The organism is Streptomyces sp. bgisy130 (assembly GCF_057708345.1).
Genome location: NZ_JBYISA010000050.1, coordinates 1 through 22,961, shown reverse-complemented (window position 1 = coordinate 22,961; position 22,961 = coordinate 1). Strand labels below are relative to the sequence as shown.

Here is a 22,961-nt window from a genome sequence, read left to right as displayed (position 1 = left end):
ATGCCCCCGCGGGTTATCGCGCTGATCACGGTGCAAGGCTATCGCTCCCCACATGGGTGCCGTCATGGGCCGTGGGGGAACAAATCCTCGGCCCGAACTTAGACCTTCTGGACAACGAAACGCCGGGGTGCGGTGTGCGTGCCGTCACAGCGCCCGGATGCCCGGCGAACCACCGGACCACCGGTGGGTGGGGACACCGTGCCCAGGAGACGCCCAACGGCCCGGGGCGCCTTCCGCCCCGGACGGGCCGGGGCGCTCTCGCCCTAGAGGACGATCTCTCCCGCCAGCCCGACGGCCTCGGCGAGCGTGTCCACCACCGGCACTCCGGCGGTCTCCAGGCTCCCGCGGCTGTGCGAGCCGCCCGTGTAGAGCACCGCGTACGCACCCGCGTCCTGTGCCGCCACCGCATCGTCCACGGCGTCACCGATCACGACCGTACGGCCCGGATCGACGCTTTCCATCGCCGCCAGATGCCGCACCATGTGCGCGCTCTTGGTGCCCCCGGACGGGCCGGTCCGGCCGTCCACCCGCACGAACCGCGACTCGATCCCGAAGTCGCGGACGATGGGTATCAGCTCGTCGTGCCCGTACATGCTGAGGATCGACTGGCTGCGCCCGGCCGACTGCCACCCCTCCAGCAGCGCATGCACCCCCTCGGCGAGCTCACAGCCCAGCCGGTGCGTGCTGTAGTGGCGGTGGAACGCCTCGTCCATCACCAGCCACTCCGCGTCGGTCGGCAGCCGCCCCATCAGCCGCTCGTAGAACCGCGGCACGGGCACGCAGTACAGCTCCCGGTACGTCTCCAGCGTGATCGGGTCCAGCCCGATCTCCGCGAAGGCGGAGTTCGTCGCGCCGATGACGGCGTCGATGTCGTGGAACAGCGTGCCGTTCCAGTCCCAGACGATGTGCGTGGCGTGCTTCCCCATGCGGTCCCCCAGATCGGTGCCGGTGCGCTTCCCCATGAAGAAAAAGTACCCGCACCCACCGACAACGCGTCCGGACCGGCCCGCGTCCCGCCGTTCAGCCGAGCAGCTGCGGGATCTCCTGCACCCCGAACCACATCAGGTCGTGGTCCTCCGCACCGTCCACCGTGAACCGGGCGTCGTCATCGCCCAGGTCCGCCGCGCCGAGCGCCGCCGCGGCCGCCGTGATGTCCGCCTCCGCGTCGTCGGCGTCCACATGCACCGCCGCGGCCTTCGACAGCGGCACCGGCCCGGCGACCCGCACCTCGCCCAGCGCCGACGGGTCCAGCCCGCGGTCCGGGTCGGCCACCGCGGCGCCGTCCGGCACGTCCACGGCCACCACGACCCGCCGCCGCGCGGCCTCGGGGTGCCCGGCGAGCAGGCGCAGCGATGCCTGGGCGGCGCGGCTGAGCGCCGCGTACTCCAGCTCCTCGATGTCGTCCGAGACGTACCACTCGCGCAGCGCCGGGGTGACGGCGTACGCACCGAGGGCCCCGGGGCCCAGCTCACCGTTCTTGTGCGCCTCTGCGAGACCGGAAAGGGTCAGGGGGACATAGACGCGCATGGCAGCCGCTTCCGCTCGATTCACTCGACTCCGAAGATTGTCCCGCCAGCATACGGGCGTGCGTCCCCCATCGTGGCGCCCCCGCGCCCCCCGCGCCGCCCGCCCGGGGGCCCTCCACCGCCCCGCTCCCACGGCTTGATCCCGGGCCCGCGCCACGGACGGGTGAACTCTTCGCACCCCTGGTTCCGGCCCGTCCGCGCCTTGCTGCCGTCCCGGCCCCGCCGATAGAAGATCCCCACCACAAAAAGCTACCGCCCAGTAATTCACGGGCCCGGCACCACGGGGGCGATCACCAGCATGACCGGCAGCGAACACTCCACGGCACTCACGACGGCACTCACCACAGCACCCACCACACCCACCGCCGGCACCGTCACGGGGCGCGTCATGCGACCCACGGTCACGGGGCGCGTCCTTCGACCTGCCGTCATGGAGCGCACCACCCGGCCCGCCACACCCCCGGCATCCGGCGGCACCACGGCCGGTGGCGGCCCGCGCACCCGTCCCGCCGTCGCCCCGGGCACGCTCCCGGCCGTTCCCCGGCCGCGACGGGCCCCCGCCGACCGCCGCCCCCTCGGCCCGGCCGGCAGCGGCCCGGGACCGTCCGGACACGGCCCCGGACCGTCCGGCCGGAGCGGCCTCGCCGGCCAAGGCCCCGCCGGCCGTGTCGGCTCGGGCGGCCGGGGCCCCGGCCACGCCGGCCGTGGCCCCACCCGGACCACCGCACGCCTCGCCCACCCCGCCGCGGCCGCCGCCGAGAGCCGCCGGATCCGCACCGGCACCCCCGTCAACGCGGCTGGTGCCCCCCTGCCGTCCGCCGGCGCACGGCAACGGGCCCACGAGAGCCGGCCGCACCACTGGTTCGCCCAGCAGCTGGTGCTCGCGCTCAGCGGTCAGCGCCCCGTCCACGCCCTGCTGGGGCATGCATTGCCCGCCGCCTACGACCGGCTGGCGGAGCTCGCCCCACAGGCACCGCTGCGGCCCGCCACCGCGACCGGCCGGCGCGGTCCGGCCCCCACGGTGCGCGACTGCGGGCTGTGCCGGCCGCGCCGCGGTGTCATCGAGGCCTTCGCCAGGATCGCGGCGGGCGAACGGCTGCGGGCGCTGGCCTTCCGGCTGGAGCTGGGCGCCGACTCCCGCTGGCGCTGCGCCGCCCTCGACATCGGTCCGGCCCCGGCCGTCCGATGCGCGGCCTCATGACCGGCACACAGAAGGGCGCCCGGCCGTCCTCCGGCCGGGGCGCCCTCCGCGCCGCGGCTCCGGCACCCCGTGCCCAAGCCGCGTCAGCGCTCCGCTACTTCTTGCGGCGGCGCCCGGCGCTCTTCTGCGCCTTGCGCCGCTCGGCGCGGGTCAGACCGTCCGCCTCGGAACGGGCCGGGCCCGCCTCCTCGTCGCTGATGAAGTCGCCCTCGATGACACTGCCGTCGCCGTCCACCTTGGGCGCGGTGAAGTGCAGCCGGTCCGGACGCTGCGGAGCCTCCAGGCCCTTTGCGTGGATCTCCGGCCGTACCGCGGCGGCGGGCACGCCCTCGGCAACGCCCTTGTCCAGCGAGGTCGTCTCCACCGCTGCCTGCACCGGGACCTCCTCGACCTGCTGCTCGACCTGGACCTCCAGGTTGAACAGGTAGCCGACGGACTCCTCCTTGATGCCCTCCATCATCGCGGTGAACATGTCGAAGCCCTCGCGCTGGTACTCGACCAGCGGGTCCTTCTGGGCCATCGCCCGCAGGCCGATGCCCTCCTGGAGGTAGTCCATCTCGTAGAGGTGCTCACGCCACTTGCGGTCCAGGACGGACAGCACCACCCGGCGCTCCAGCTCCCGCATCACATCCGAGCTGAGCTGCTCCTCACGGGCGGCGTACTGCTCGTGGATGTCGTCCTTGACGGCCTCGGCGATGAACTCGGAGGTGATACCGGCACGGTCGCCGGCCTCCTCCTCCAGCTCCTCGATGGTCACCTTGACCGGGTAGAGCTGCTTGAACGCGCCCCACAGGCGGTCCAGGTCCCACTCCTCGGCGAAGCCCTCGACGGTCTCCGCGTGGATGTAGGCGTCGATGGTGTCCTCCATGAAGTGCGTGACCTGCTCCTGCAAGTCCTCGCCCTCCAGGACACGGCGGCGCTCGCCGTAGATGACCTCACGCTGGCGGTTGAGCACCTCGTCGTACTTCAGGACGTTCTTCCGCGTCTCGAAGTTCTGCTGCTCGACCTGCGACTGGGCGGAGGCGATCGCCCGGGTCACCATCTTGTTCTCGATCGGCACATCGTCGGGGACGTTGGCCATCGCCATGACCCGCTCGACCATCTGCGCCTTGAACAGCCGCATCAGGTCGTCGCCCAGGGACAGGTAGAACCGCGACTCGCCGGGGTCACCCTGACGGCCGGAACGACCGCGCAGCTGGTTGTCGATCCGCCGCGACTCATGCCGCTCGGTGCCCAGGACGTAGAGCCCGCCGAGCTCCTTGACCTCCTCGAACTCCGCCTTGACCGCGGCCTCGGCGCGCTCCAGGGCGGCGGGCAGCGCGGCCGCCCACTCCTCGACGTGCTCGACCGGGTCCATGCCGCGCTGGCGCAGCTCCGCCTCGGCCAGGTCGTCGGGGTTGCCGCCGAGCTTGATGTCCGTACCACGGCCGGCCATGTTCGTGGCGACCGTCACCGCGCCCTTGCGGCCGGCCTGCGCGATGATCGGCGCCTCACGGTCGTGCTGCTTGGCGTTGAGCACCTCATGGGCGACACCGCGCTTGTTGAGCTGCTGGGAGAGGTACTCGGACTTCTCGACCGAGGTGGTGCCGACCAGGATCGGCTGGCCCTTGCCGTGCTTCTCGACGATGTCCTCGACGACCGCGTCGAACTTCGCGGTCTCGGTGCGGTAGATCAGGTCCGCCTGGTCCATACGGACCATCGGGCGGTTCGTCGGGATCGGGACGACACCGAGCTTGTAGATCTGGTGGAACTCGGCGGCCTCGGTCATGGCCGTACCGGTCATGCCGGAGAGCTTGTCGTAGAGACGGAAGAAGTTCTGGAGGGTGATCGTGGCGAGCGTCTGGTTCTCGTCCTTGATCTCCACCCCTTCCTTCGCCTCGATGGCCTGGTGCATGCCCTCGTTGTAGCGGCGGCCGGCGAGGATACGGCCGGTGTGCTCGTCGACGATCATGACTTCGCCGTCGATGACGACATAGTCCTTGTCGTTCTTGAAGAGCTCCTTGGCCTTGATCGCGTTGTTGAGGTACCCGACGAGCGGGGTGTTCACCGACTCGTACAGGTTGTCGATACCGAGCCAGTCCTCGACCTTGCTGACACCGGACTCATGGATGCCGACGGTGCGCTTCTTCTCGTCGACGTCGTAGTCGCCGGTCTCCTCGATACCGCGCTGCGGGTTGGCGGCCTCGCCCCGCTTCAGGCGCTTCACCAACTTGGCGAAGTCGCCGTACCACTTGGTGGCGGAGTCGGCGGGGCCGGAGATGATCAGCGGCGTACGGGCCTCGTCGACGAGGATCGAGTCGACCTCGTCGACGACCGCGAAGTTGTGGCCCCGCTGGACGAGTTCGTCCTGCGACCAGGCCATGTTGTCGCGCAGGTAGTCGAAGCCGAACTCGTTGTTCGTGCCGTAGGTGATGTCGCAGTTGTACTGCTCGCGGCGCTGGGCCGGCGTCATGTCGGCGAGGATGCAACCGACGGTCAGGCCCAGGAACTTGTGGACCCGGCCCATCATCTCGGAGTCGCGCTCGGCCAGGTAGTCGTTGACCGTGATCAGGTGGACGCCCTTGCCGGACAGCGCGTTCAGATACGTCGGGAGGGTACCGACCAGGGTCTTGCCCTCACCGGTCTTCATCTCGGCGACGTACCCCATGTGGAGGGCCGCGCCACCCATCAGCTGGACGTCGTAGTGCCGCTGGCCGAGCACGCGCTTGGCGGCCTCACGGACCGTGGCGAACGCCTCGGGCATCAGGTCGTCGAGGCTCTCGCCGTCGGCGTAGCGCTCCTTGTACTCATCCGTAAGGGCACGCAGCTCCGCGTCGGAGAGCGCCGCGAAGTCCTCCTCGATGGAGTTGACCTGGCCCGCGATGCGGTGCAGTTTGCGCAGGATCTTTCCTTCGCCTGCACGCATGATCTTCGTCAAGACGGACACTTGGGCTGGTCTCCTTGCCGGTCGGGCCTGCACGGTCGAGTGCGCGGGCGCGGCATTTTTCCAAGGGGGCAGGCCCCGCCGCAACGGCCATCGTAAAGGAGGACGCTGCCGGGCCGGGAGGTACGCCGCAGCGAACCCCGCCGTCCCCTCCTCACGTGAACGCACGACGCCGCGAGAAGGTGCCGGACGGGTGCCGGAATCACGCCGAAAACCCGTCGCCATGCTTTCGGCGAGCTTGCAGACTCACGTCATGGAGCCCGTCACCCTCACCACCGAGCGCCTCATGCTGCGCCCCTTCGAGCTCTCTGACGCGCCCGCGGTGCACGCCGCGTGCCAGGTGCCCGATATCCAGCGCTGGACGGGCGTCCCCTCACCCTATGGGTTGGCGGACGCCGAGCAGTTCACCGGCACGGCCGTCCCCGAGGGCTGGCGCAACGACACCGCCTACGACTTCGCCGTCGTCACCCGGGCGGACGGCGCGCTGGTCGGCGCGATGGGCCTGGTGAGCCTGGCCCGGCTGCGGACCCCCGAGCGGCAGGCCGAGCTGGGCTTCTGGACCGCGCAGGAGCGGCGCCGCCAGGGGTACACCGTCGAGGCGGCCCACGCGGTGCTGCGCTGGGCCTTCCGTGATCTGGGCGTGGAGCGGCTGGAGTGGCATGCGGAGGCCGGCAACGAGGGCTCCCGGGCCGTGGCCCGCAAGCTCGGCTTCCGTATGGAGGGCACCCTGCGCGCCAAACGGGTGCACCGGGGCACCCGCCGGGACGTCTGGATCGGCGCCCTGCTGCCGTCCGACCTGGTTGACCTGGCCGACCTGGCCGACCTGGCCGGGGAGACCGGCCCGTCCGGCTCCCGGGTTCCGGCCGCCCGGGACACGACGCCGTATCTGCCGTACCCGGGCTGAGCACGGCCGCACGGGCCGCACCGCGCCCTCTCCGGCCGTGCCCATCCACCCGCACCACCAGCAGTTCTCGCAGGCCAGGCCCCGTTGTCAGTGCCCGCCCCTACGCTTTCCCGCATGACCGCCGTGACGCAGCGAGCACCGCAGCCCCCGCCCGTGACCGCCCTGTCCCGCGACGACGCCCGGCGTATGGCGCTGCGGGCCCAGGGACTGCTCGGCGCCCCGGACCGCCGGGCGGGGGTGCGCGGGGTGCTGCGGCATCTGGGCGCGGTGCAGCTCGACACGATCTCGGTGCTGGCCCGCTCCCATGAGCTGGTGCCGTACGCCCGGCTCGGCGCCGTAAGCCGCCCCGCCGTCGAGGCCGCCTACTGGACCACGGCTCCTTCCGGCGCGTCCGCGGCACGGCCCCACAGCTTCGAGTACTGGTCGCACGCCGCCTGCATCCTGCCCATCGAGGAGTGGCCGCACTTCGCCTTCCGCCGCCGTGCCCGGCGGGCCAAGGGCCACCGCTGGCATGTCATGGCGGACTCCGAGCGCTCCTGCGCCGCCGTCCTGGACCGCCTGACGGCCGACGGCCCGCTGACCACCTCGGAGCTGGGCGGCGGGCGGAACGGCGGGGAGTGGTGGGACTGGTCCGAGACCAAGATCGCGGTGGAGTGGCTGCTCGACACCGGCCAGGTGGTCTGTACGGAACGCCGCGCCTGGAAGCGCGTCTACGACCTCGCCGAGCGCGCCGTCCCGGATGCCCTGCTGCACGACGATCTGGACGACACCGAGTGCCTGCGCCGCCTGGTCGCCCAGGCCGGGGCCGCCATGGGCGTCGCCACCCGCGCCGACCTCGCGGACTACCACCGCCTCAAGGCCGAGCAAGTCGATGCCGTCGTCGCGGACTCCGGACTGGTCCCGGTCGAGGTCGAGGGCTGGGGAAAGCCCGCCTGGGCCGACCCCGCCGCACTGGCCGCCCCGCCCCGCGGCCGGCACCGCACGACCCTGCTCTCACCCTTCGACTCCCTGATCTGGGACCGGCCGCGCACGGAACGGATCTTCGGTTTCACCCACCGCCTGGAGGCGTACGTCCCGCGCCCCCGGCGGATACACGGCTACTTCGCGATGCCCCTGCTGGCGGGCGGCCGGCTGATGGGCCGGGTGGACCCGGCCCGCGAGGGCACCACCCTCGTGGCCCGCCAGGTCTCGATGCAGGGCCCCAAGGCGGTCGCCCCGATGGCCCGGGCCCTCCGGGAGGCCGCGGACTGGGTCGGCTGTGACTCCGTACGCGTCGACCGCTGCGACGACGGGAAGCTGGCCGCCGCCCTGCGCTCAGAACTCACCCACATGAGCGACTAGATACCGCCGGCCGACAGCTCCGGGGGCGCACACCGCCCCCGGCCACCCGGCACACCGGACAGCCCGGCGCCGGATCACTCACCCGGCGGGCCCGCTCACCGGATCTCGAGGATCTTCTCCCGCATCGCGTAGACCACCGCCTCCATCCGGGAGTGCAGCTGAAGCTTCTCCAGGATGTTGCGGACGTGGTTCTTCACCGTGTTCTCGGAGATGAAGAGTTCCTTGGCGATATCGCGGTTGTTCATGCCCGTGGCGACCAGCTTGAGGACCTCCAGCTCACGGTCGGTGAGCCGGGGCGCGGGCACCAGCCTGCGCTCATCCGTACGCTGGATCATCGACTTGAACTCCGTCAGGAGCTTGGACGCCATCGACGGGCTGATCTGCGACTGGCCGTCCGCCACGGCGCGGATCGCGGTCGCCACCTCGTCGGTGGAGATCTCCTTGAGGAGGTAGCCGGTGGCGCCGGCCTTGATCGCGTCGTAGAGATCGGCCTCTTCGTCGCTGATCGTGAGCATGATGATCTTGGCGCTGGGGGCCACTTCCTTGATGGAGGTGCACGCCTCGATGCCGCCGCGCTTGGGCATCCGGACATCCATCAGCACGATGTCGGGCAGCAGATCCGCGGCCTTGTCGACCGCCTCCGCGCCGTCCCCCGCCTCGCCGACGACCTGGATGTCCTCCTCCTGGGCGAGCACGATCTCCAGGCCCCGCCGGAAGAGTGCGTGATCGTCCACGACCAGGACCCGGATCGGCTCCTTGCGCGGCACGCTCACGGCCCGGCCGGCCCCGTCATCGCCCCCGGCACCGCTGTGGTCATCATCCGCGTCGTCGCGCACGGGCCCGAAACTGTCCCCCATTGTTCCTCCCCGTCAACTACTCGGCCGAGAGGCCGGAGCTTGGAAATAAGGCTGGTTGACAACAGCCCCCTGCGGCCGGCCCGATCAATGCCATACGACTGTCTCCCCGGCTCGTCGCCGTTTCGCGTCCCCATACTCCCTGGCCAGGCACAAACACTATACGGCTTCAACTCCTGCTCTCTCCGGGCACGGTGGTGCCCCCGGTGTACGCCGGGGACACCGAGCGGGTGGGGTTCAGCCGCCCAGCGCGCCGCCTGCGCCGCCGGGCTCCTCCTCCCCGAACAAGTCGGGGTTCAAGTGGATGACTCCGTAGTCGTATGCGTGCCGCCGGTAGACGACGCTCGGCAGCTTGGTGTCGGCGTCGACGAAGAGGTAGAAGTCGTGTCCGACCAACTCCATCTCGTTGAGCGCCTGGTCGAGATGCATCGGCGCGGCCGAGTGGGTCTTCTCGCGGACGATCAGGGGGCCTTCACCCTGGACGTCGATCGACCCCATCCTGGTGGTCGGCACCTTCTGCTCGGCCTCGGAGGCGAGTTCGCCGTTGGTGTTCAGGCTTGCGGCGTCGGGCACGGTGACCGCGACTTCACTCGCCGGAATGCGGCCGTTGCCGCGACGCGAGTAGCGCTTGTCGTGCTGCTTCCGCAGGCGCGCCTCGAGCTTGGCGGTTGCCAGATCCAGCGCGGCGTACGGGTCGGCTGCGGCCGCCTCGGCCCGGACCACCGGGCCACGGGAGCGGAGGGTGATCTCCACTCGGTCGGAACGGTCGGCCTGCCGCGGGTTGGGCTCCTTGGACACCTCGACGTCCAGGCTGATCACCTTGGCGTCGAGCTTCTGGACTTTGTCCAGCTTCAGCTTCTCGGCCACGTGCTTGCGGAACCGCTCGGGCACCTCGGTCTTGCGGCCCTTGACGACGATGTCCACGCAGAACTCCGTTCCCGGATCGCTCCGCTCTTCAAGCGGAGCAATTCCTTCTTGCACCAGGCTCCGGTGGTTGCCGAAGCCTCGGACTTGGCGACTTTCACCTCCTCCTCCCCCGACGACAAGCTCTCCACTCCCCCCGTTTTCAGGGTCGCCGAAAAAGCCCCTGAACGCATTGATCGCGACATTCGAGGCAAAACACTCGCCAAGTCCTCACAACCGAACATAGCTCTCCCGGACGGATGTCGGCACCCCCTCGGAGCCGTCGGCTCCATTTGGGTGACTTTTCCTTCCCGGCTACAGGCGACGTGGTAATGCCTCGCTTCGCGCGCCGTTGAACTCGAAAGCACCGCCCGGCGCCGCCACCACCGCGGCTCCGGCCACCCGCCCGCCGGCCGCCGTGACCGCCCGCGCCGCCTCGGCGAGCGTGGCCCCCGTCGTCACCAGGTCGTCCACCAGCACCGCTGGCTGCGCCGCCAGCAGCCTCCCCACCCCGGCCCGCACCTCCAGTGCACCGGCGACATTCGCCAGCCGCTGCCGGGCGCTCAGCCCCGCCTGGTCGGCCACCGTGCGACGCTGCCGCAGCACCGCCAGCACCCGGGCACCCCGTCCCGCCCGCCGCAGCTCCCCGGCCGCCGCCAGCGCCATCCTGCGCACCGGGTCGTGCCCGCGCCCCGCCACCGATCTTCGCGCCGACGGCACGGGCACCAGGAGCAGCGGTCCACCGCCGGCCCGCAGCCCCCGCACGGCCCCGGCCAGCACCGCCCCCAGCGGCCCGGCCAGCCGCAGGGCGCCCCGCTCCTTATGGGCCAGCAGCACCGCTCGCGCCTCGTCGGCGTACGGCGTCCCCGCCCACACCCGGGGCAGTCCCACGGGTTCCGGCCACGGTCGCACCCGCCGCGCCCCGCGCCCGTCCCGCGCCAGTACCCGACGGCATTCGGCACACAGTTCCGTACGCGGCCGACCACACCCCGCACAGTCGACCGGCAGCACCAGACCGGCCAGTTCGCGCCACACCCCCTGCATGACTCCACTGTCCCGCCGTTCCCGCCCGGCCACCACCCCTGTGGATAACCGCGGCCGCGGACACGTCGATCAGGCGCACGGGGGCCTCATGGCAGGCCGGGCCCGCCGCACTCCCGGCCCGCGCTCACCTCGTCCGCGCCGTACCCGGGGCCCGCGCTCTCCGGCGTCACCCGGGATAGACCGGCGCCGTCCCGTCCTTCGCCACGGTCTTCCAGTTCGCGTCCGGCGGCAGCCGCACGATGCCCTCCGTGGCGTCGGCGATCAGTGGCCTGGTCTCGTCCTCCGAGGCGGCCACCGACTTGACACCGTTGACGCCGGGCAGCGTCTGCGCGTTGGACGCCGAACCGTCGGTCTCCATGAACTGCATCTGCTGTACCCCGCCGGACTCCCGTCCGACCACCACCAGCCGGCTGCCGCCCGCCCAGGACGCGGCCACCACATCCTCCAACTGCGGCGCGATCGGCCGCAGTTCCTGCACGGAAAGCTCCGGATGCGCCGAACTTCCGCCCCGCTCCACCCGGCCGAGCTGGAGCGTCGTGCGCCCCTTGTCCTCCACCAGGAGCGCGATCCGGATCCCGTCCGCGGCCACCTTGATCGCCTTGATCCGCCGCCTGTCGAGGCCGGGCACCGCCACCTCTTCGGGGTCGCCCTTGCCCTCGCGCATCCGCAGCAGCCGTGAGCCGTGCGCGGCGCCGTCCGCGATCCACAGATCGCCCAGCCCGTCCCAGCTCGGCGCGGTCAGGCCCCCGTCGGCGCCCTTGGCCGGGCCGGAGCTGGTCAGCAGCGGCTCACCGCGTTTGACCTCGTCCTCCATAGCGGCCACATACAGCGACCGGCCGTCGCTCGACACCCCGGCCGCGGTGTCCTCACCGCGCGAGACGGCGATCGAACGCAGCGGGGTGTGGCCCGTTCCGAACGGTCCGCGCACCGGCGTCGGTTCGGTCGCGGAGTCCGACATGGCGACGACCTTGTTATCGGCGTCGATGAAGTACTCCCTGGCGCCGCCTCCGGTGCCGGGGGACGGCGCGAAGTCGCCCACGGCCTGCTCCTGGGACAGCTCACACAGCGAGTTGCCGCTGTTGTCCTGGAGCTCCACCTCGCTGACCTTCGAAGCCCGCGTCATGTCCTGGACGGTGAAGAAGAGTTGAGCCGCCATCCGCTTGCACTGGGCGGTGTCCGTGCTCACCGCCTGCTTGCTGAGCTTGACCCGCAGCGCGTTGGAGTCGTCCAGCGCCAGATCACTTGCGGCGAGCCGGGTGCCGGACGGGAACGCCGAAGTCGTCACCTGATTCAGCCAGTCGGTGGGCCCGGACAGCAGCGCCTCCACACTGGCCGTGATCGGCTTTATCCGCTGCCGCAGATAGACCGGGTCCGCGACGAGCACGTTCCGGCTCGCCTTCGGCTCCTGCGACTCCGAGTGGTAGGACGCGAAGTAGTACTTGTTGACCGAACGGTAGATGCGCTGGAAGTCGGACAGCCCGAGCACCAGCCCATTGGGCAGCCGGTCGATACGCCACTGCCCGCCCTCCTTGATGAGGTGAATCGTCCGGCGGTACGGCTTCTCCTCCGGGGTATAGGCGTGGCTGTCGTCCACCGTCGCCACCTGGCTGCCGGAGAGCGTGACCGTGTAGCCGTTGGCGTCCTCGCGGTTGGGCTGCGTCTTCGGCTCGGCCTTCGGGCGCTCCTGGAGCACATTGGTGGCCTGGAAGGGCCGCCATGTCCGCTTCGCCGACTTGGCCAGATACTGGGTGGCCGTACGGAAATCTGCCTCGTCGCTGGTGGTCGCGTCGAGGAAGCTGCGCACGATGTTGGTCGGCTGGGCACCGTCCTGCGGGGGCACACCGTAGACCCGGACCTGCGACTCCCCTTCGGAGCGCGGCGACTGGTCGACCGAGGTGACCTCCCCGCCGTCCGGCATCGACGCGCAGCCGGCCAGCAGCACCGCCGCACAGCCGAGCAGCAGAAACTTCCGCGCCGGTCCGGCTCCCCTGCGCGCACGGGGGCGGGATCCGGTGCCCTCCCCGCGCTCGCCTCCGCGCTCAGTGTCCACGCAGCCCGCCTTCCCGCTCCACGCCCTGTCCGGCTTCCGGCTCGGCCCCGCTCTCGCGGGCCGGCTCGTCGGTGCGCGCGCTGTCGCCACGCGCCGCCGTTTCGCTCCGTACGCCCCCGGTCTGCGGCACCACCCGGGCACCACTGCCGGGCAGCGCCGTCGGATCGGCCTCCGGGCGGGCCACCTTCGGCTCCGGTACGGGGGAGGCCGCGTCACCTGCCTGCGTGGCACGTGTCTGCACCGGGATCGTGGACGCCTTGCGGGCCGATCCGGCGCGCGGCTGCCCGGTCTCGTCCAGTCCGCGGTGGCGCCGCGAGTCCTCCGGCTCCAACGGGATCGGGGATCCGCGCAGCGTCTCGCCGGCCGTCCGCGGCAGCGTCAGCCGGAACTGGGAGCCACCGCCCGGCTCGCCCCATGCCTGGAGCCAGCCGCCGTGCAGCCGGGCGTCCTCGACGGCGATCGACAGGCCGAGTCCGGTACCGCCGGTCGTACGGGCCCGGGCCGGATCCGCGCGCCAGAAACGGTTGAAGACCCGGGTGGCCTCGCCGGGCTTGAGGCCGACACCGTAGTCACGTACCGCGACGGCCACCGCGCCGCCGCTCTTGCCGCCCGCGGACGCCAGCCGCACGATCACATCGCGGCCCTCGCCGTGCTCGACGGCGTTGACGACGAGATTGCGCAGCACCCGCTCCACGCGGCGGGGGTCGGCCTCGGCGATGACGGGCTGCTCGGCGCCGCGCACCAGGATGCGGGTGCCCTTGCGCTCGGCGAGCGGCTCGGCGCCCTCGATGACGCGATGCACCACATCGCGCAGATCGACCGGTTCGGCCTCCAGCGCGGCCGCGCCGGCGTCGAAGCGGCTGATCTCCAGCAGCTCCGCGAGCAGCGATTCGAAGCGGTCGAGCTGGCCGCGCAGCAGCTCGGCGGAGCGCGCGGTGGCCGGATCGAACTCGTCCCGCGCGTCATGGATGACATCGGCCGCCATCCGTACGGTCGTCAGCGGCGTCCGCAGCTCGTGCGAGACGTCGGAGACGAAGCGGCGCTGCATCCGGGACAGCTCCTCCAGCTGCTGGATCTTGACCTGGAGGTTCTGCGCCATCTTGTTGAAGGACTCACCGAGCCGGGCGATGTCGTCCTCGCCGGTGACCTTCATCCGTTCCTGGAGCAGCCCGGCGGCCAGCCGCTCGGAGATCCCCGCGGCCATCCGTACGGGCGTGACGACCTGCCGCACCACCAGCCAGGCAATCGCGCCGAGCAGGATCACGACGAACACCCCGGCGGTCGCGAGGGTCCCCGTCACGAGCTTGAGCGACTCCTCCTCCTGGGTGAACGGGAAGAGGTAGTAGAGCTGGTACTGATTGCTGTTCGCGTCGTTGAGCCGCTTGCCGATGATGAGCGCCGACCTGCCGTCGTCCGACCCGATGCGCTTGATCTGGGTGTACTGGCGGAAGGTCCCGGCCTTCGTGTCCAGCTTCCGCCGCAGGTCGGCGGGCACACTCCGCTCGGGATCGATATCGCCGGAGGCGCGCGGCCCGCGGGTGCCGGGGCTGGAGTCGCCGAACGGTTCGTCGGAGTCGGAGCTGAGCGCCACGACGGAGAAGACGCCCTGGCCACCACTGGCGAGCTGTTCGACCAGGCCGGTCAGCCAGGTCGCGGAATCCTGCGTGCCGCGGTTGCCGGTGCGGGTGCCCTCGTCGGGCCGGGTGTCGTCGGCGCCGTCCGCCATCTTCTGGGCGACGCTGAAGCCGCCCACGGCCTGACTCTGCGCGGCCTGGGCCTTGGCCGTGAGCAGGCCGTTACGGACCTGCCCGACGACCACGACACCGAGCAGCAGCACCACGGCGAGCGACATCAGGAGGGTGGTCGCCACCACGCGCAGCTGGATATTGCGGCGCCACAGCCGCAGGGCGGGCAGCAGCGGCCGCCGCACCCAGCGGCTGAAGAGCCGCAGCAGGGGGTGGACCGGCCCGCTCACCGCGCCGTCGGGCAGCAACTGCCCACCGCGCAGCAACCAGGCCGACAACCGACCCGAAAAGGATATATCACCCGCCGGACCGACGGTGCGCCCCCGCTTTTCCTCCGGGGTCGAACCGTCCCGGGTCATCTCAGCTGGGCCCGGCCTTGTAGCCGACCCCGCGCACGGTCACCACGATCTCCGGCCGCTCCGGGTCCTTCTCGACCTTGGAGCGCAGCCGCTGCACATGGACATTGACCAGCCGGGTGTCGGCGGCGTGCCGATAGCCCCAGACCTGCTCGAGCAGCACCTCACGCGTGAACACCTGCCACGGCTTACGCGCCAGCGCCACCAGCAGATCGAACTCCAGCGGGGTCAGCGCGATCGACTGCCCGTCCCGCTTCACCGAGTGACCGGCCACGTCGATGACCAGGTCACCGATCGCCAGCTGCTCGGGCGTGGGCTCCTCCGAACGCCGCAGCCGCGCCCGGATCCGGGCCACCAGCTCCTTGGGCTTGAACGGCTTGACGATGTAGTCGTCCGCACCCGACTCCAGCCCGACCACCACATCCACGGTGTCGCTCTTGGCGGTCAGCATGACGATCGGCACCCCGGACTCCGCCCGGATCAGCCGGCAGACCTCGATACCGTCCCGTCCGGGCAGCATCAGGTCGAGCAGCACAAGATCGGGCTTGGTCTCACGGAAGGCCGCAAGGGCCTTGTCACCGTCCGACACGAACGACGGCTCAAAACCTTCGCCGCGCAGCACGATGCCGAGCATCTCTGCCAGTGCGGTGTCGTCGTCGACGACCAGGACGCGTCCCTTCATTCGGCCATCATCCCATTACCTGATCGTGACTTACTCCATCGTGACGTGGAACACACCTCTGCCAGCCCGTCCCGGGTCACCGGAGACACCACTCCCGCCTCCGTGACGATCGCCGTCACCAGCTCCGGCGGAGTGACGTCGAAGGCCGGGTTGTAGGCCTGTGCGCCCAGCGGCGCCACCGGTATGCCGGTGCCGGCCTCCGCCCCGGGCCCCTGAACAAACGGCAACGAGAACTCCGTCACTTCCTGGCCCGGACGCTGCTCCACTTCGATATCCGCCCCCTCCTCGGTCTCCAGATCCACCGTGCTGGTCGGTGCCACCACCACGAACGGAACGTGGTGATATCGCGCCAGCACCGCCAGCGGATAGCTGCCGACCTTGTTGGCCACCGACCCATCCGCCGCGATCCGGTCCGCACCGATCAGCACCGCGTCCACCTCACCCCCGGCGAACAGCGAACCCGCCGCACCGTCCGAGAGCACGGTGTACGCCATACCCGCCCGCGACGCCTCGTAGGCGGTCAGTCGCGCGCCCTGCAACAGTGGCCGTGTCTCGTCCACCCACAGCCGGCGCAGCTCACCGGACCGGTGTGCCGCCAGCGCCACGGCCAGGGCGGTGCCCTCGCCGCCGGACACCAGGGCCCCCGTATTGCAGTGCGTGAGGATCCGGTGGCCGCCGCCCGGCAGCAGCTCGCCCAGCAGCGCCAGCCCGTGCTGCGCCATCCGGGTGCTGGCCTCGGCGTCCTCGGCGTGCACGGCCCGCGCCTCGGCCAGCGCCGCGGCCGCGCCGGCCTGAGCCCCGCCCTCGGCGAACGCCGCGCGGTACGCGCCGGCCGCCCGCCGCACGCCGTACCCCAGATTGACCGCGGTCGGCCGGGCCTGTGCCAGCGCCTCCACCGCCTCCTCCACGTCGAAGCCGCGTGCCGCGGCCAGCGCGACGCCATACGCACCCGCGATGCCCAGCAGCGGCGCCCCGCGCACGGCCAGCGTCCGGATCGCCTGCACCAGCGCCGGAACGTCCGTGCAGACCAGCTCGACCTCCTCCGCCGGCAGCCGCGTCTGATCAAGCAGAACCAATACGGGCCCCTCGGGCGGCTCCTCCCAACGCAACGACGGAATCGTGAGCGCCCCGGCGCCCCTCTCGGATACCTCGTACTGATCGCCCATTCACTCAGTCTGACGCCGATCGCCCCTCGAACAGAAGGTCCTCTCGTACTCCGGGCCCCGGTACACAACACCGGTGGCCATGACACGATGACTGCCACCGCGGACCCCGGATCCCCGCCGCCCCGGCGGACGGGCAGCAAGAAGGAGCGACGATGAACAACTCTCCGGGCTGGGCCTCGCCCGGATCCACTCCCTCCGACGAGCCGGCCCGCGGCACCCAGGAGCAGCCCGCCCAGGCAGACCCGGCCGGCCCGGCCGGGCAGCCCGCCCCACCGAACTGGTCCAAGGAACAGCCGCCCGCCGGCCAGTGGTCGGCCCCCGCCGGCATCCCCGCTCAGAGCGGCCCGCACGGACGGCCTGAGCAGGGCACGCCCGGCGACCGCACCCGTGCCACGGCACCGGGCTACGGCGGGCCCCGCTGGGGCGGCGCTCCGGGCCCGGGCACGCAGCCTCCCTGGGGCGCCTGGGCCCCGGCGCCCCAGGCCGCCAAGCCCGGCGTCATCCCGCTGCGCCCGCTCGCCGTCGGCGAGATACTCGACGGCGCGGTCGCCACCATGCGCGCCCACTGGCGCACCGTCCTCGGCATCTCGCTGGTCGTCGCGGTGGTCGCGCAGACCGCCGTCACCGTGGTCACCGGCCTGTGGTTCCAGGACGCCGGCCGCGAGCCCGCCCTGTCGCGCGAAAACCTGCCGCCGCTCCGCGAATCCATGCGTCAGCTGGGCAATTCGCTCGCTGCCACCGGCATCACCTCGGTGATCGGTCTGCTCGCCACCCTCATCGTCACGGGGCTGCTCACCATGGTCGTGAGCCGTGCCGTCCTGGGCCGCTCGGTGACCGCCGGGGATGCCTGGCGCGACGCACGCCCCCAGCTTCCGCGCCTGCTCGGCCTGCTCGTTCTGCTCCCCCTGCTCCTCACGACCATCCTCGCGGTCGGTGTGGCGCCCGGCATCCTCCTCATCGCCTCGGGCTCCGCGAAGGCAGGCCTGCTTCTCACCCTGTTCGGCGGAATGGCCGTTACCGTGGTGACCATCTGGCTGTGGGTCCGCTACAGCCTCGCCGCCCCCGCGCTGATGTTGGAGAAGCAGGGCGTCATCACCGCGCTGCGCCGGTCCGCGAAGCTCGTACGGGGCGCCTGGTGGCGAGTGCTGGGTACCCAGCTCCTCACCTACCTCCTGATCGGCATCGTCCAGTTCATCATCCAGATCCCGGCCACCCTCGTCGCCTTCCTGGTCGGTGGCGAGAGCCTCATGGACTGGGCGAGCGGCACCAGCAGCACCACCAGTTGGTCGTTCCTGATCGTGCTGGGCGTCGGAGCCGTCATCAGCTCCACCATCACCTTCCCGATCAGCGCCGGCATCACCGCACTCCTGTACATGGACCAGCGCATCCGCCGCGAGGCACTCGACCTCGAACTCGCCCGCGCCGCAGGCCTCCCCGGCTACGGCGCCGACGCCCCCACCGCGCACCCGGCACCGCCCACTCCCGCGGCCACGGGCCCGGCCGAGGGTTACGCACCGGCGGCGGCCGCCCCGACCGCCCCTGACACACGGGCAGACAGCGCGCCGGCCGACAGCTCCGCCACGGACAACACCGCGACAGACGGCTCCGAGACGGGCGGCGCCGGCACGGAGACCACTCAGCCAGGCACCACTCCCACGGCCGCCAAGGACGCCCCGGCCAAGACCACCCCGGCCGAAGGCCCCGGGCAAGACCCCAACAACGCCACTCCGGGAAGCTGATGCGGTGACCACAGGGGGGAACGGGGCCGCGCTCGCACAACTCATGGCGCGCCCCGACGACGACATACCGGTGCGGACTCCGCGCCTTCCCGCCCGGGAGGCGGCCGAACGCGAGCTGTCCGATCCGCGGTACCACCAGCACGACCCCAACCCGATCCAGCGTGCCCTCGACTGGCTCTGGCAACGCGTCAACGACCTCTTCAGCGCGGCCGCCGACGCCACACCGGGTGGCTGGATCGGGATTCTCGTCATCGCGGCCTTCGTCCTGCTGCTCCTGATCGCCCTCCGGCTTCGGCTCGGCGCCGTGCGCCGCACCCCGACCACCAGCGGCGCACTCTTCTCCGACACCCCCCGCACCGCCGCCACACACCGAGCGGCCGCCGACCGGCACGCCGCCGAAGGCCACTGGAACCAGGCGATCCAGGACCGCATGCGCGCCCTTGTCCTCGCCCTCGAAGAACGGACCCTGCTCACCCCCGGCCCAGGCCGCACCGCCGACGAGGCGGCCACCGAGGCGGGTTGGGCACTCCCCGCGTACGCCGACCGGCTGCGTACCGCGGCACGCACCTTCGACGACGTCACATACGGCGGCCGCCCCGGCACGGAACCGGCATACGCCCTTCTGGCCAGCCTCGACAGCGACCTGCAATACGCCAAGCCCGACCTGGTCACCACCCCGACCAGGAGCCGCGGATGACCACGGCAGTCCCGGACGCCTCCGCGCTCCCGCCCACCGTTCGCAGCCTGTGGACCCGGTCGCGCGGACCGCTGCTCGCGCTCCTGCTGCTCGTCATCAGCGGCATGGTGATCGCGGCCCTTCAGTCCGGCGAACAGCACGGGCGGCTCGACCCCCGCTCCGCCGACCGGACCGGTAGCCGGGCCCTCGCCCAACTCCTGGCCTCTCACGGCGTATCCACCCGGGTCGTGACCACCTCCGAGGAAGCCGCGGCGGCGGCCGGCCCCGGCACCACACTCCTCGTCACCCGTCCCGACATGCTGACGCAAGATCAGCTGACGGGTCTGCACACCGCGACCGCCCACACCCCCGGTCGCATCGTCCTCCTCACCCCCGACTCCTCGTCCCTCGAAACCTTCGCGCCTGGCGTCCAGACGGATTCGCCGGCCCGCCTCTCGGCCCGCCGGCCCGCCTGTTCCCTCCCGGAGGCCCGACGTGCGGGTAACGCCGCCCTGGGCGGCCGCAGTTACACCACGTCCGTCCAAGGCGCCGATCGCTGTTACCTCAGCCGCGACCAGCCCACCCTGCTGCGTCTGCCGGCCCCCCGCTCCGGCCGCGACACCGTGCTCCTCGGCTCCCCCGACCTTCTCTACAACCACCACCTCGCCGAGCACGGCAACGCCTCGCTGGCCCTTCAACTCCTCGGTACGCACAAGCATCTGGTCTGGTACCTCCCCTCCATGAGCGACCCGTCCGCTGCTCAGGACAACGAGCGCGGCTTCCTCGATCTCATCCCGTCCGGCTGGTACTGGGCCCTGCTCCAACTCACCTTTGCCGCCGTCCTCACGGCCGTGTGGCGCGCCCGCCGACTCGGCCCGCTGGTGCCGGAAAGGCTCCCGGTCACCGTCCCTGCCGCCGAGACCACCGAGGGCCACGCCCGCCTCTACGAGCAGGCCAACGCCCGCGACCGGGCCTCGGCCGTGCTGCGCTCCGCGACCCGCACACGACTCGCCCCCCTCATCGGCGTGTCCCCGACACACGCCCACACCCCCGACGTCCTTCTCCCGGCCCTTCACGCCCACTTGACCTCCGCCCCCGGCGTCGACGCAGACCTTCACCACCTGCTCTTCGGAGCGGCCCCCACGGACGACAAGGCCTTGGTCCACCTGGCCGACCAACTCGACGCACTCGAATCCTCGATCGTTTCCCAAGAGAGGCACGCCCCTCGTGAGCACCCCGACCGCTGACAGCGCCCGAGCCTCCCTGGAGGAGCTGCGCACCGAGATAGCCAAGGCCGTTGTAGGCCAGGACCCCGCCGTCACCGGCTTGGTCGTCGCCCTCCTCTGCCGCGGTCACGTGCTCCTCGAAGGTGCCCCCGGAGTCGCCAAGACCCTGCTCGTTCGCGCCCTGTCGGCCGCTCTCGAACTCGACACCAAGCGCGTCCAGTTCACCCCTGACCTGATGCCGAGCGATGTCACCGGCTCGCTGGTCTACGACGCCCGCAGCGCCGAGTTCTCCTTCCAGCCGGGCCCCGTCTTCACCAACCTGCTGCTCGCCGACGAGATCAACCGCACGCCTCCGAAAACCCAGGCGTCCCTGCTCGAAGCGATGGAAGAGCGCCAGGTGACCGTCGACGGCACAGCCCGTCCCCTCCCCGAGCCGTTCCTGGTGGCCGCCACCCAGAACCCCGTGGAATACGAGGGCACTTACCCGCTCCCCGAGGCCCAGCTCGACCGCTTCCTGCTGAAGCTGACCGTGCCGCTCCCCGCCCGCCATGACGAGATCGACATCCTCACCCGGCACGCGGCCGGCTTCAGCCCCCGCGACCTCGGTGCCGCGGGACTGCGCCCGGTCGCCTCCACCGCTGACCTCGACGCTGCGCGAGACGCGGTCGCCAAGACCACCGTCTCCCCCGAAGTCACCGGCTATATCGTCGATATCTGCCGTGCCACCCGCGAATCCCCCTCGCTCTCTCTCGGCGTCTCCCCCCGCGGCGCCACCGCCCTGCTCTCCACCTCACGAGCCTGGGCCTGGCTCACCGGCCGGGACTATGTCACCCCCGACGACGTCAAGGCGCTTGCTCTTCCCACGCTCCGACACCGCGTCCAGCTCCGCCCCGAAGCGGAGATGGAGGGAGTCACCGCAGACTCCGTAATCAACGCCGTGCTCGCTCATCTCCCCGTCCCCCGCTGAGACGACACCGTGGCCCTCACCGGACGCACCGCCCTCATCTCCGCATGCGGAGCCCTCTTCGTCGGCTTCGTGCTGCCCAGCTGGCTCGGCATCCTCACCGTCCAACTCGCCTTGCTAGTAGCAATCTTGTGCGATCTCGCGCTCGCCGCGCCAGTGCGAAAGCTCCATTTCACCCGAACCGGTGAAACAACTGTTCGACTAACAGGCGAAGCCCACACACACCTCACGCTCACCAATCCGAGCCGCCGCACCCTGCGCGCCCAGATCCGTGACGCCTGGCCCCCGAGCTCCTTCCGCCCCGGTACGGACATCCCCGCCTCCCGCCACACCGTGCGCATCCCCGCCGCCGAACGCCGCCGCCTCACCACCACGCTCCACCCCACCCGCCGCGGTGACCACCACGCGGTCCGCGTCACCGTCCGCTCCTACGGCCCAATCGGCCTGGCAGCCCGGCAGGGAAGCCACCGCGTCCCCTGGACGCTGCGCGTCCTCCCGCCCTTCACCAGCCGCAAACACCTCCCCGCCAAGCTCGCCCGGCTCCGCGAACTCGACGGCCGCACCAGCATCCTGACCCGCGGCGAGGGCACCGAATTCGACAGCCTCCGCGACTACACCCCCGGCGACGACACCCGCTCCATCGACTGGCGCGCCACCGCCCGGCGGCAGAACCTCGCCGTCCGCACCTGGCGCCCTGAGCGCGACCGCCGCATCCTGCTCGTCCTGGAGACCGGCCGTACCTCGGCGGGCCGCGTCGGCGCCATCCCCCGCCTCGATGCCTCCATGGACGCCGCCCTACTGCTCGGCGCCCTTGCCGCCCGCGCCGGTGACCGCGTGGATCTGCTCGCCTACGACCGCCGCATACGCGCTTCGGTCCAGGGCCGCACGGCCCGCGACCTCCTCCCGGCCCTGACCGACGCCCTGGCTCCCCTCGAATCCGAACTGGTCGAGGCGGATGCCCGCGGCCTGGCCGCCACCATCCACCGCCGCACCCCGCGCCGGTCCCTGATCGTGCTCTTCACCGGCCTGGACGCGGCCCCCGTGGAGGAAGCCCTCCTGCCCGTCCTTCCCAGCCTCACCCAACGCAACGAACTCATCGTCGCGGCCGTGGCCGACCCCCGCATCGAGGAAATGGCCGCCGGCCGCCACACCCCCCAGGCCGTCTACGCAGCCGCCGCCGCGGAACAAACCCGCGCCGCCCGCCGCCGCACCGCAGACCGCCTCCGCCACCACGGCATCACCGTCATCGACTCCACCCCGTCCCTTCTGGCCCCCGACCTGGCCGACGCCTACCTCACCCTGAAGTCCTCCGGCCGTCTGTAGAACCGGCTCCTTCCTCAGCCTCGACCTATGCCCGAGGGACAGGAGCCCGCAGGCACCTCCACCGGATACGTGGCTTCCCGGGGCACGCCGTCACACGGTTGGCGACAACGCCCTACTGGGGGCGAGCAAACCTCAAGGCCCTGCTGCGGGCCTGGGAAGAACGCTGCTAAGGAATGCCAAGGGACAGGGCGTCAGCCACGCCTCTTTGCCGGCAACCGATCAGTCTGGCCTTGCTTGGCGTGGTCAGGCCAGGCCGACAAGCAACCCCCACCCATCAGGCGACCGATTTCCATGCCGCCGAAAACGCGAAAAAGCCCCCCGGGAACTTTCGTTCCCGA

At 71.4% G+C, this 22,961-nt stretch carries 19 protein-coding genes; 8 read left to right on the top strand and 11 right to left on the bottom strand.

Features of this window, described 5'->3' with window-relative positions:
- Positions 1 to 263 precede the first annotated feature (263 nt).
- The 3 genes from AC3EUV_RS34810 to AC3EUV_RS34800 all read right to left on the bottom strand — a co-directional run bounded on the left by AC3EUV_RS34810 (position 264) and on the right by AC3EUV_RS34800 (position 1,916).
- The gene (locus AC3EUV_RS34810) at positions 264 to 926 is read right to left on the bottom strand and encodes an HAD family hydrolase (RefSeq protein WP_435604657.1); all 663 of its coding nucleotides are present in this window, start codon (positions 924 to 926) and stop codon (positions 264 to 266) included.
- Between the two features lie 94 nt (positions 927 to 1,020).
- Complete coding sequence (locus AC3EUV_RS34805) at positions 1,021 to 1,527, bottom strand: DUF6912 family protein (protein ID WP_435604652.1); 507 nt, start codon at positions 1,525 to 1,527, stop codon at positions 1,021 to 1,023.
- A gap of 263 nt (positions 1,528 to 1,790) precedes the next feature.
- Positions 1,791 to 1,916, bottom strand: coding sequence for a hypothetical protein (locus AC3EUV_RS34800; RefSeq protein WP_432140934.1), 126 nt, complete (start codon positions 1,914 to 1,916; stop codon positions 1,791 to 1,793).
- A 40-nt stretch (positions 1,917 to 1,956) separates the two neighbouring features.
- Between AC3EUV_RS34800 and AC3EUV_RS34795 the strand changes: the two genes are divergently transcribed.
- Positions 1,957 to 2,727 carry an Rv3235 family protein gene (locus AC3EUV_RS34795; protein WP_432140935.1) on the top strand — a complete coding sequence of 257 codons (771 nt, stop codon included), beginning with the start codon at positions 1,957 to 1,959 and terminating at the stop codon, positions 2,725 to 2,727.
- A 94-nt stretch (positions 2,728 to 2,821) separates the two neighbouring features.
- On the opposite strand, the gene secA is transcribed toward AC3EUV_RS34795, so the two are convergent.
- A complete protein-coding gene (gene secA, locus AC3EUV_RS34790) occupies positions 2,822 to 5,653 on the bottom strand; it encodes a preprotein translocase subunit SecA (protein ID WP_432140936.1) in 2,832 nt (943 codons plus the stop codon).
- A 250-nt stretch (positions 5,654 to 5,903) separates the two neighbouring features.
- Between secA and AC3EUV_RS34785 the strand changes: the two genes are divergently transcribed.
- The gene (locus AC3EUV_RS34785) at positions 5,904 to 6,554 is read left to right on the top strand and encodes a GNAT family N-acetyltransferase (protein ID WP_435604651.1); all 651 of its coding nucleotides are present in this window, start codon (positions 5,904 to 5,906) and stop codon (positions 6,552 to 6,554) included.
- A 114-nt stretch (positions 6,555 to 6,668) separates the two neighbouring features.
- A complete protein-coding gene (locus AC3EUV_RS34780; protein ID WP_432140938.1) occupies positions 6,669 to 7,895 on the top strand; it encodes a winged helix-turn-helix domain-containing protein in 1,227 nt (408 codons plus the stop codon).
- A 95-nt stretch (positions 7,896 to 7,990) separates the two neighbouring features.
- Here the strand turns inward: AC3EUV_RS34780 and AC3EUV_RS34775 are convergent, their stop codons facing one another.
- From AC3EUV_RS34775 to mtnA, 7 genes are all read right to left on the bottom strand, one after another.
- Positions 7,991 to 8,752, bottom strand: coding sequence for a response regulator (locus tag AC3EUV_RS34775; RefSeq protein ID WP_042155329.1), 762 nt, complete (start codon positions 8,750 to 8,752; stop codon positions 7,991 to 7,993).
- A gap of 234 nt (positions 8,753 to 8,986) precedes the next feature.
- Positions 8,987 to 9,673 (bottom strand): ribosome hibernation-promoting factor, HPF/YfiA family, encoded by a 687-nt coding sequence (gene hpf / locus AC3EUV_RS34770; protein ID WP_435604650.1) that lies wholly within the window; start codon positions 9,671 to 9,673, stop codon positions 8,987 to 8,989.
- 294 nt (positions 9,674 to 9,967) lie between these two features.
- Entirely contained in the window at positions 9,968 to 10,696 is a 729-nt protein-coding gene (locus AC3EUV_RS34765) for a ComF family protein (protein WP_435604649.1), read from the bottom strand.
- A gap of 166 nt (positions 10,697 to 10,862) precedes the next feature.
- Positions 10,863 to 12,746, bottom strand: coding sequence for an LpqB family beta-propeller domain-containing protein (locus AC3EUV_RS34760; protein ID WP_432140940.1), 1,884 nt, complete (start codon positions 12,744 to 12,746; stop codon positions 10,863 to 10,865).
- Positions 12,736 to 14,850: an MtrAB system histidine kinase MtrB gene (gene mtrB / locus AC3EUV_RS34755; protein ID WP_435604648.1), complete on the bottom strand. Its 2,115-nt coding sequence runs from the start codon at positions 14,848 to 14,850 to the stop codon at positions 12,736 to 12,738. Before mtrB ends, AC3EUV_RS34760 begins: the two co-directional genes overlap by 11 nt.
- A gap of 1 nt (position 14,851) precedes the next feature.
- Complete coding sequence (gene mtrA, locus AC3EUV_RS34750; protein ID WP_042155333.1) at positions 14,852 to 15,529, bottom strand: two-component system response regulator MtrA; 678 nt, start codon at positions 15,527 to 15,529, stop codon at positions 14,852 to 14,854.
- The gene (mtnA, locus tag AC3EUV_RS34745) at positions 15,526 to 16,695 is read right to left on the bottom strand and encodes an S-methyl-5-thioribose-1-phosphate isomerase (protein ID WP_435604647.1); all 1,170 of its coding nucleotides are present in this window, start codon (positions 16,693 to 16,695) and stop codon (positions 15,526 to 15,528) included. Before mtnA ends, mtrA begins: the two co-directional genes overlap by 4 nt.
- A 152-nt stretch (positions 16,696 to 16,847) precedes the next feature.
- Between mtnA and AC3EUV_RS34740 the strand changes: the two genes are divergently transcribed.
- From AC3EUV_RS34740 to AC3EUV_RS34720, 5 genes are read left to right on the top strand one after another with little or no spacing between them, the layout of a single operon-like run.
- Positions 16,848 to 18,434 carry a DUF7847 domain-containing protein gene (locus AC3EUV_RS34740; protein WP_435604646.1) on the top strand — a complete coding sequence of 529 codons (1,587 nt, stop codon included), beginning with the start codon at positions 16,848 to 16,850 and terminating at the stop codon, positions 18,432 to 18,434.
- A gap of 4 nt (positions 18,435 to 18,438) precedes the next feature.
- Positions 18,439 to 19,131: a DUF4129 domain-containing protein gene (locus tag AC3EUV_RS34735; protein WP_435604645.1), complete on the top strand. Its 693-nt coding sequence runs from the start codon at positions 18,439 to 18,441 to the stop codon at positions 19,129 to 19,131.
- Positions 19,128 to 20,357: a DUF4350 domain-containing protein gene (locus tag AC3EUV_RS34730; protein ID WP_435604644.1), complete on the top strand. Its 1,230-nt coding sequence runs from the start codon at positions 19,128 to 19,130 to the stop codon at positions 20,355 to 20,357. The genes AC3EUV_RS34735 and AC3EUV_RS34730 overlap by 4 nt, the downstream gene beginning before the upstream one ends.
- Positions 20,338 to 21,303: an AAA family ATPase gene (locus AC3EUV_RS34725; RefSeq protein WP_432140946.1), complete on the top strand. Its 966-nt coding sequence runs from the start codon at positions 20,338 to 20,340 to the stop codon at positions 21,301 to 21,303. Before AC3EUV_RS34730 ends, AC3EUV_RS34725 begins: the two co-directional genes overlap by 20 nt.
- A 9-nt stretch (positions 21,304 to 21,312) precedes the next feature.
- Positions 21,313 to 22,623: a DUF58 domain-containing protein gene (locus AC3EUV_RS34720; protein WP_435604643.1), complete on the top strand. Its 1,311-nt coding sequence runs from the start codon at positions 21,313 to 21,315 to the stop codon at positions 22,621 to 22,623.
- Positions 22,624 to 22,961: the final 338 nt, after the last annotated feature.

Excerpts from the sequence above, each read along its gene's own strand:
- AC3EUV_RS34785 (WP_435604651.1), top strand. The coding sequence starts at position 5,904 with ATGGAGCCCGTCACCCTCACCACCGAGCGCCTCATGCTGCGCCCCTTC.
- AC3EUV_RS34775 (WP_042155329.1), bottom strand. The coding sequence starts at position 8,752 with ATGGGGGACAGTTTCGGGCCCGTGCGCGACGACGCGGATGATGACCAC.
- mtrA (WP_042155333.1), bottom strand. The coding sequence starts at position 15,529 with ATGAAGGGACGCGTCCTGGTCGTCGACGACGACACCGCACTGGCAGAG.
- mtrB (WP_435604648.1), bottom strand. The coding sequence starts at position 14,850 with ATGACCCGGGACGGTTCGACCCCGGAGGAAAAGCGGGGGCGCACCGTC.
- AC3EUV_RS34730 (WP_435604644.1), top strand. The coding sequence starts at position 19,128 with ATGACCACGGCAGTCCCGGACGCCTCCGCGCTCCCGCCCACCGTTCGC.
- AC3EUV_RS34805 (WP_435604652.1), bottom strand. The coding sequence starts at position 1,527 with ATGCGCGTCTATGTCCCCCTGACCCTTTCCGGTCTCGCAGAGGCGCAC.
- AC3EUV_RS34765 (WP_435604649.1), bottom strand. The coding sequence starts at position 10,696 with ATGCAGGGGGTGTGGCGCGAACTGGCCGGTCTGGTGCTGCCGGTCGAC.
- AC3EUV_RS34780 (WP_432140938.1), top strand. The coding sequence starts at position 6,669 with ATGACCGCCGTGACGCAGCGAGCACCGCAGCCCCCGCCCGTGACCGCC.
- AC3EUV_RS34800 (WP_432140934.1), bottom strand. The coding sequence starts at position 1,916 with ATGACGCGCCCCGTGACGGTGCCGGCGGTGGGTGTGGTGGGTGCTGTG.
- AC3EUV_RS34810 (WP_435604657.1), bottom strand. The coding sequence starts at position 926 with ATGGGGAAGCACGCCACGCACATCGTCTGGGACTGGAACGGCACGCTG.
- AC3EUV_RS34740 (WP_435604646.1), top strand. The coding sequence starts at position 16,848 with ATGAACAACTCTCCGGGCTGGGCCTCGCCCGGATCCACTCCCTCCGAC.
- mtnA (WP_435604647.1), bottom strand. The coding sequence starts at position 16,695 with ATGGGCGATCAGTACGAGGTATCCGAGAGGGGCGCCGGGGCGCTCACG.
- AC3EUV_RS34795 (WP_432140935.1), top strand. The coding sequence starts at position 1,957 with ATGGAGCGCACCACCCGGCCCGCCACACCCCCGGCATCCGGCGGCACC.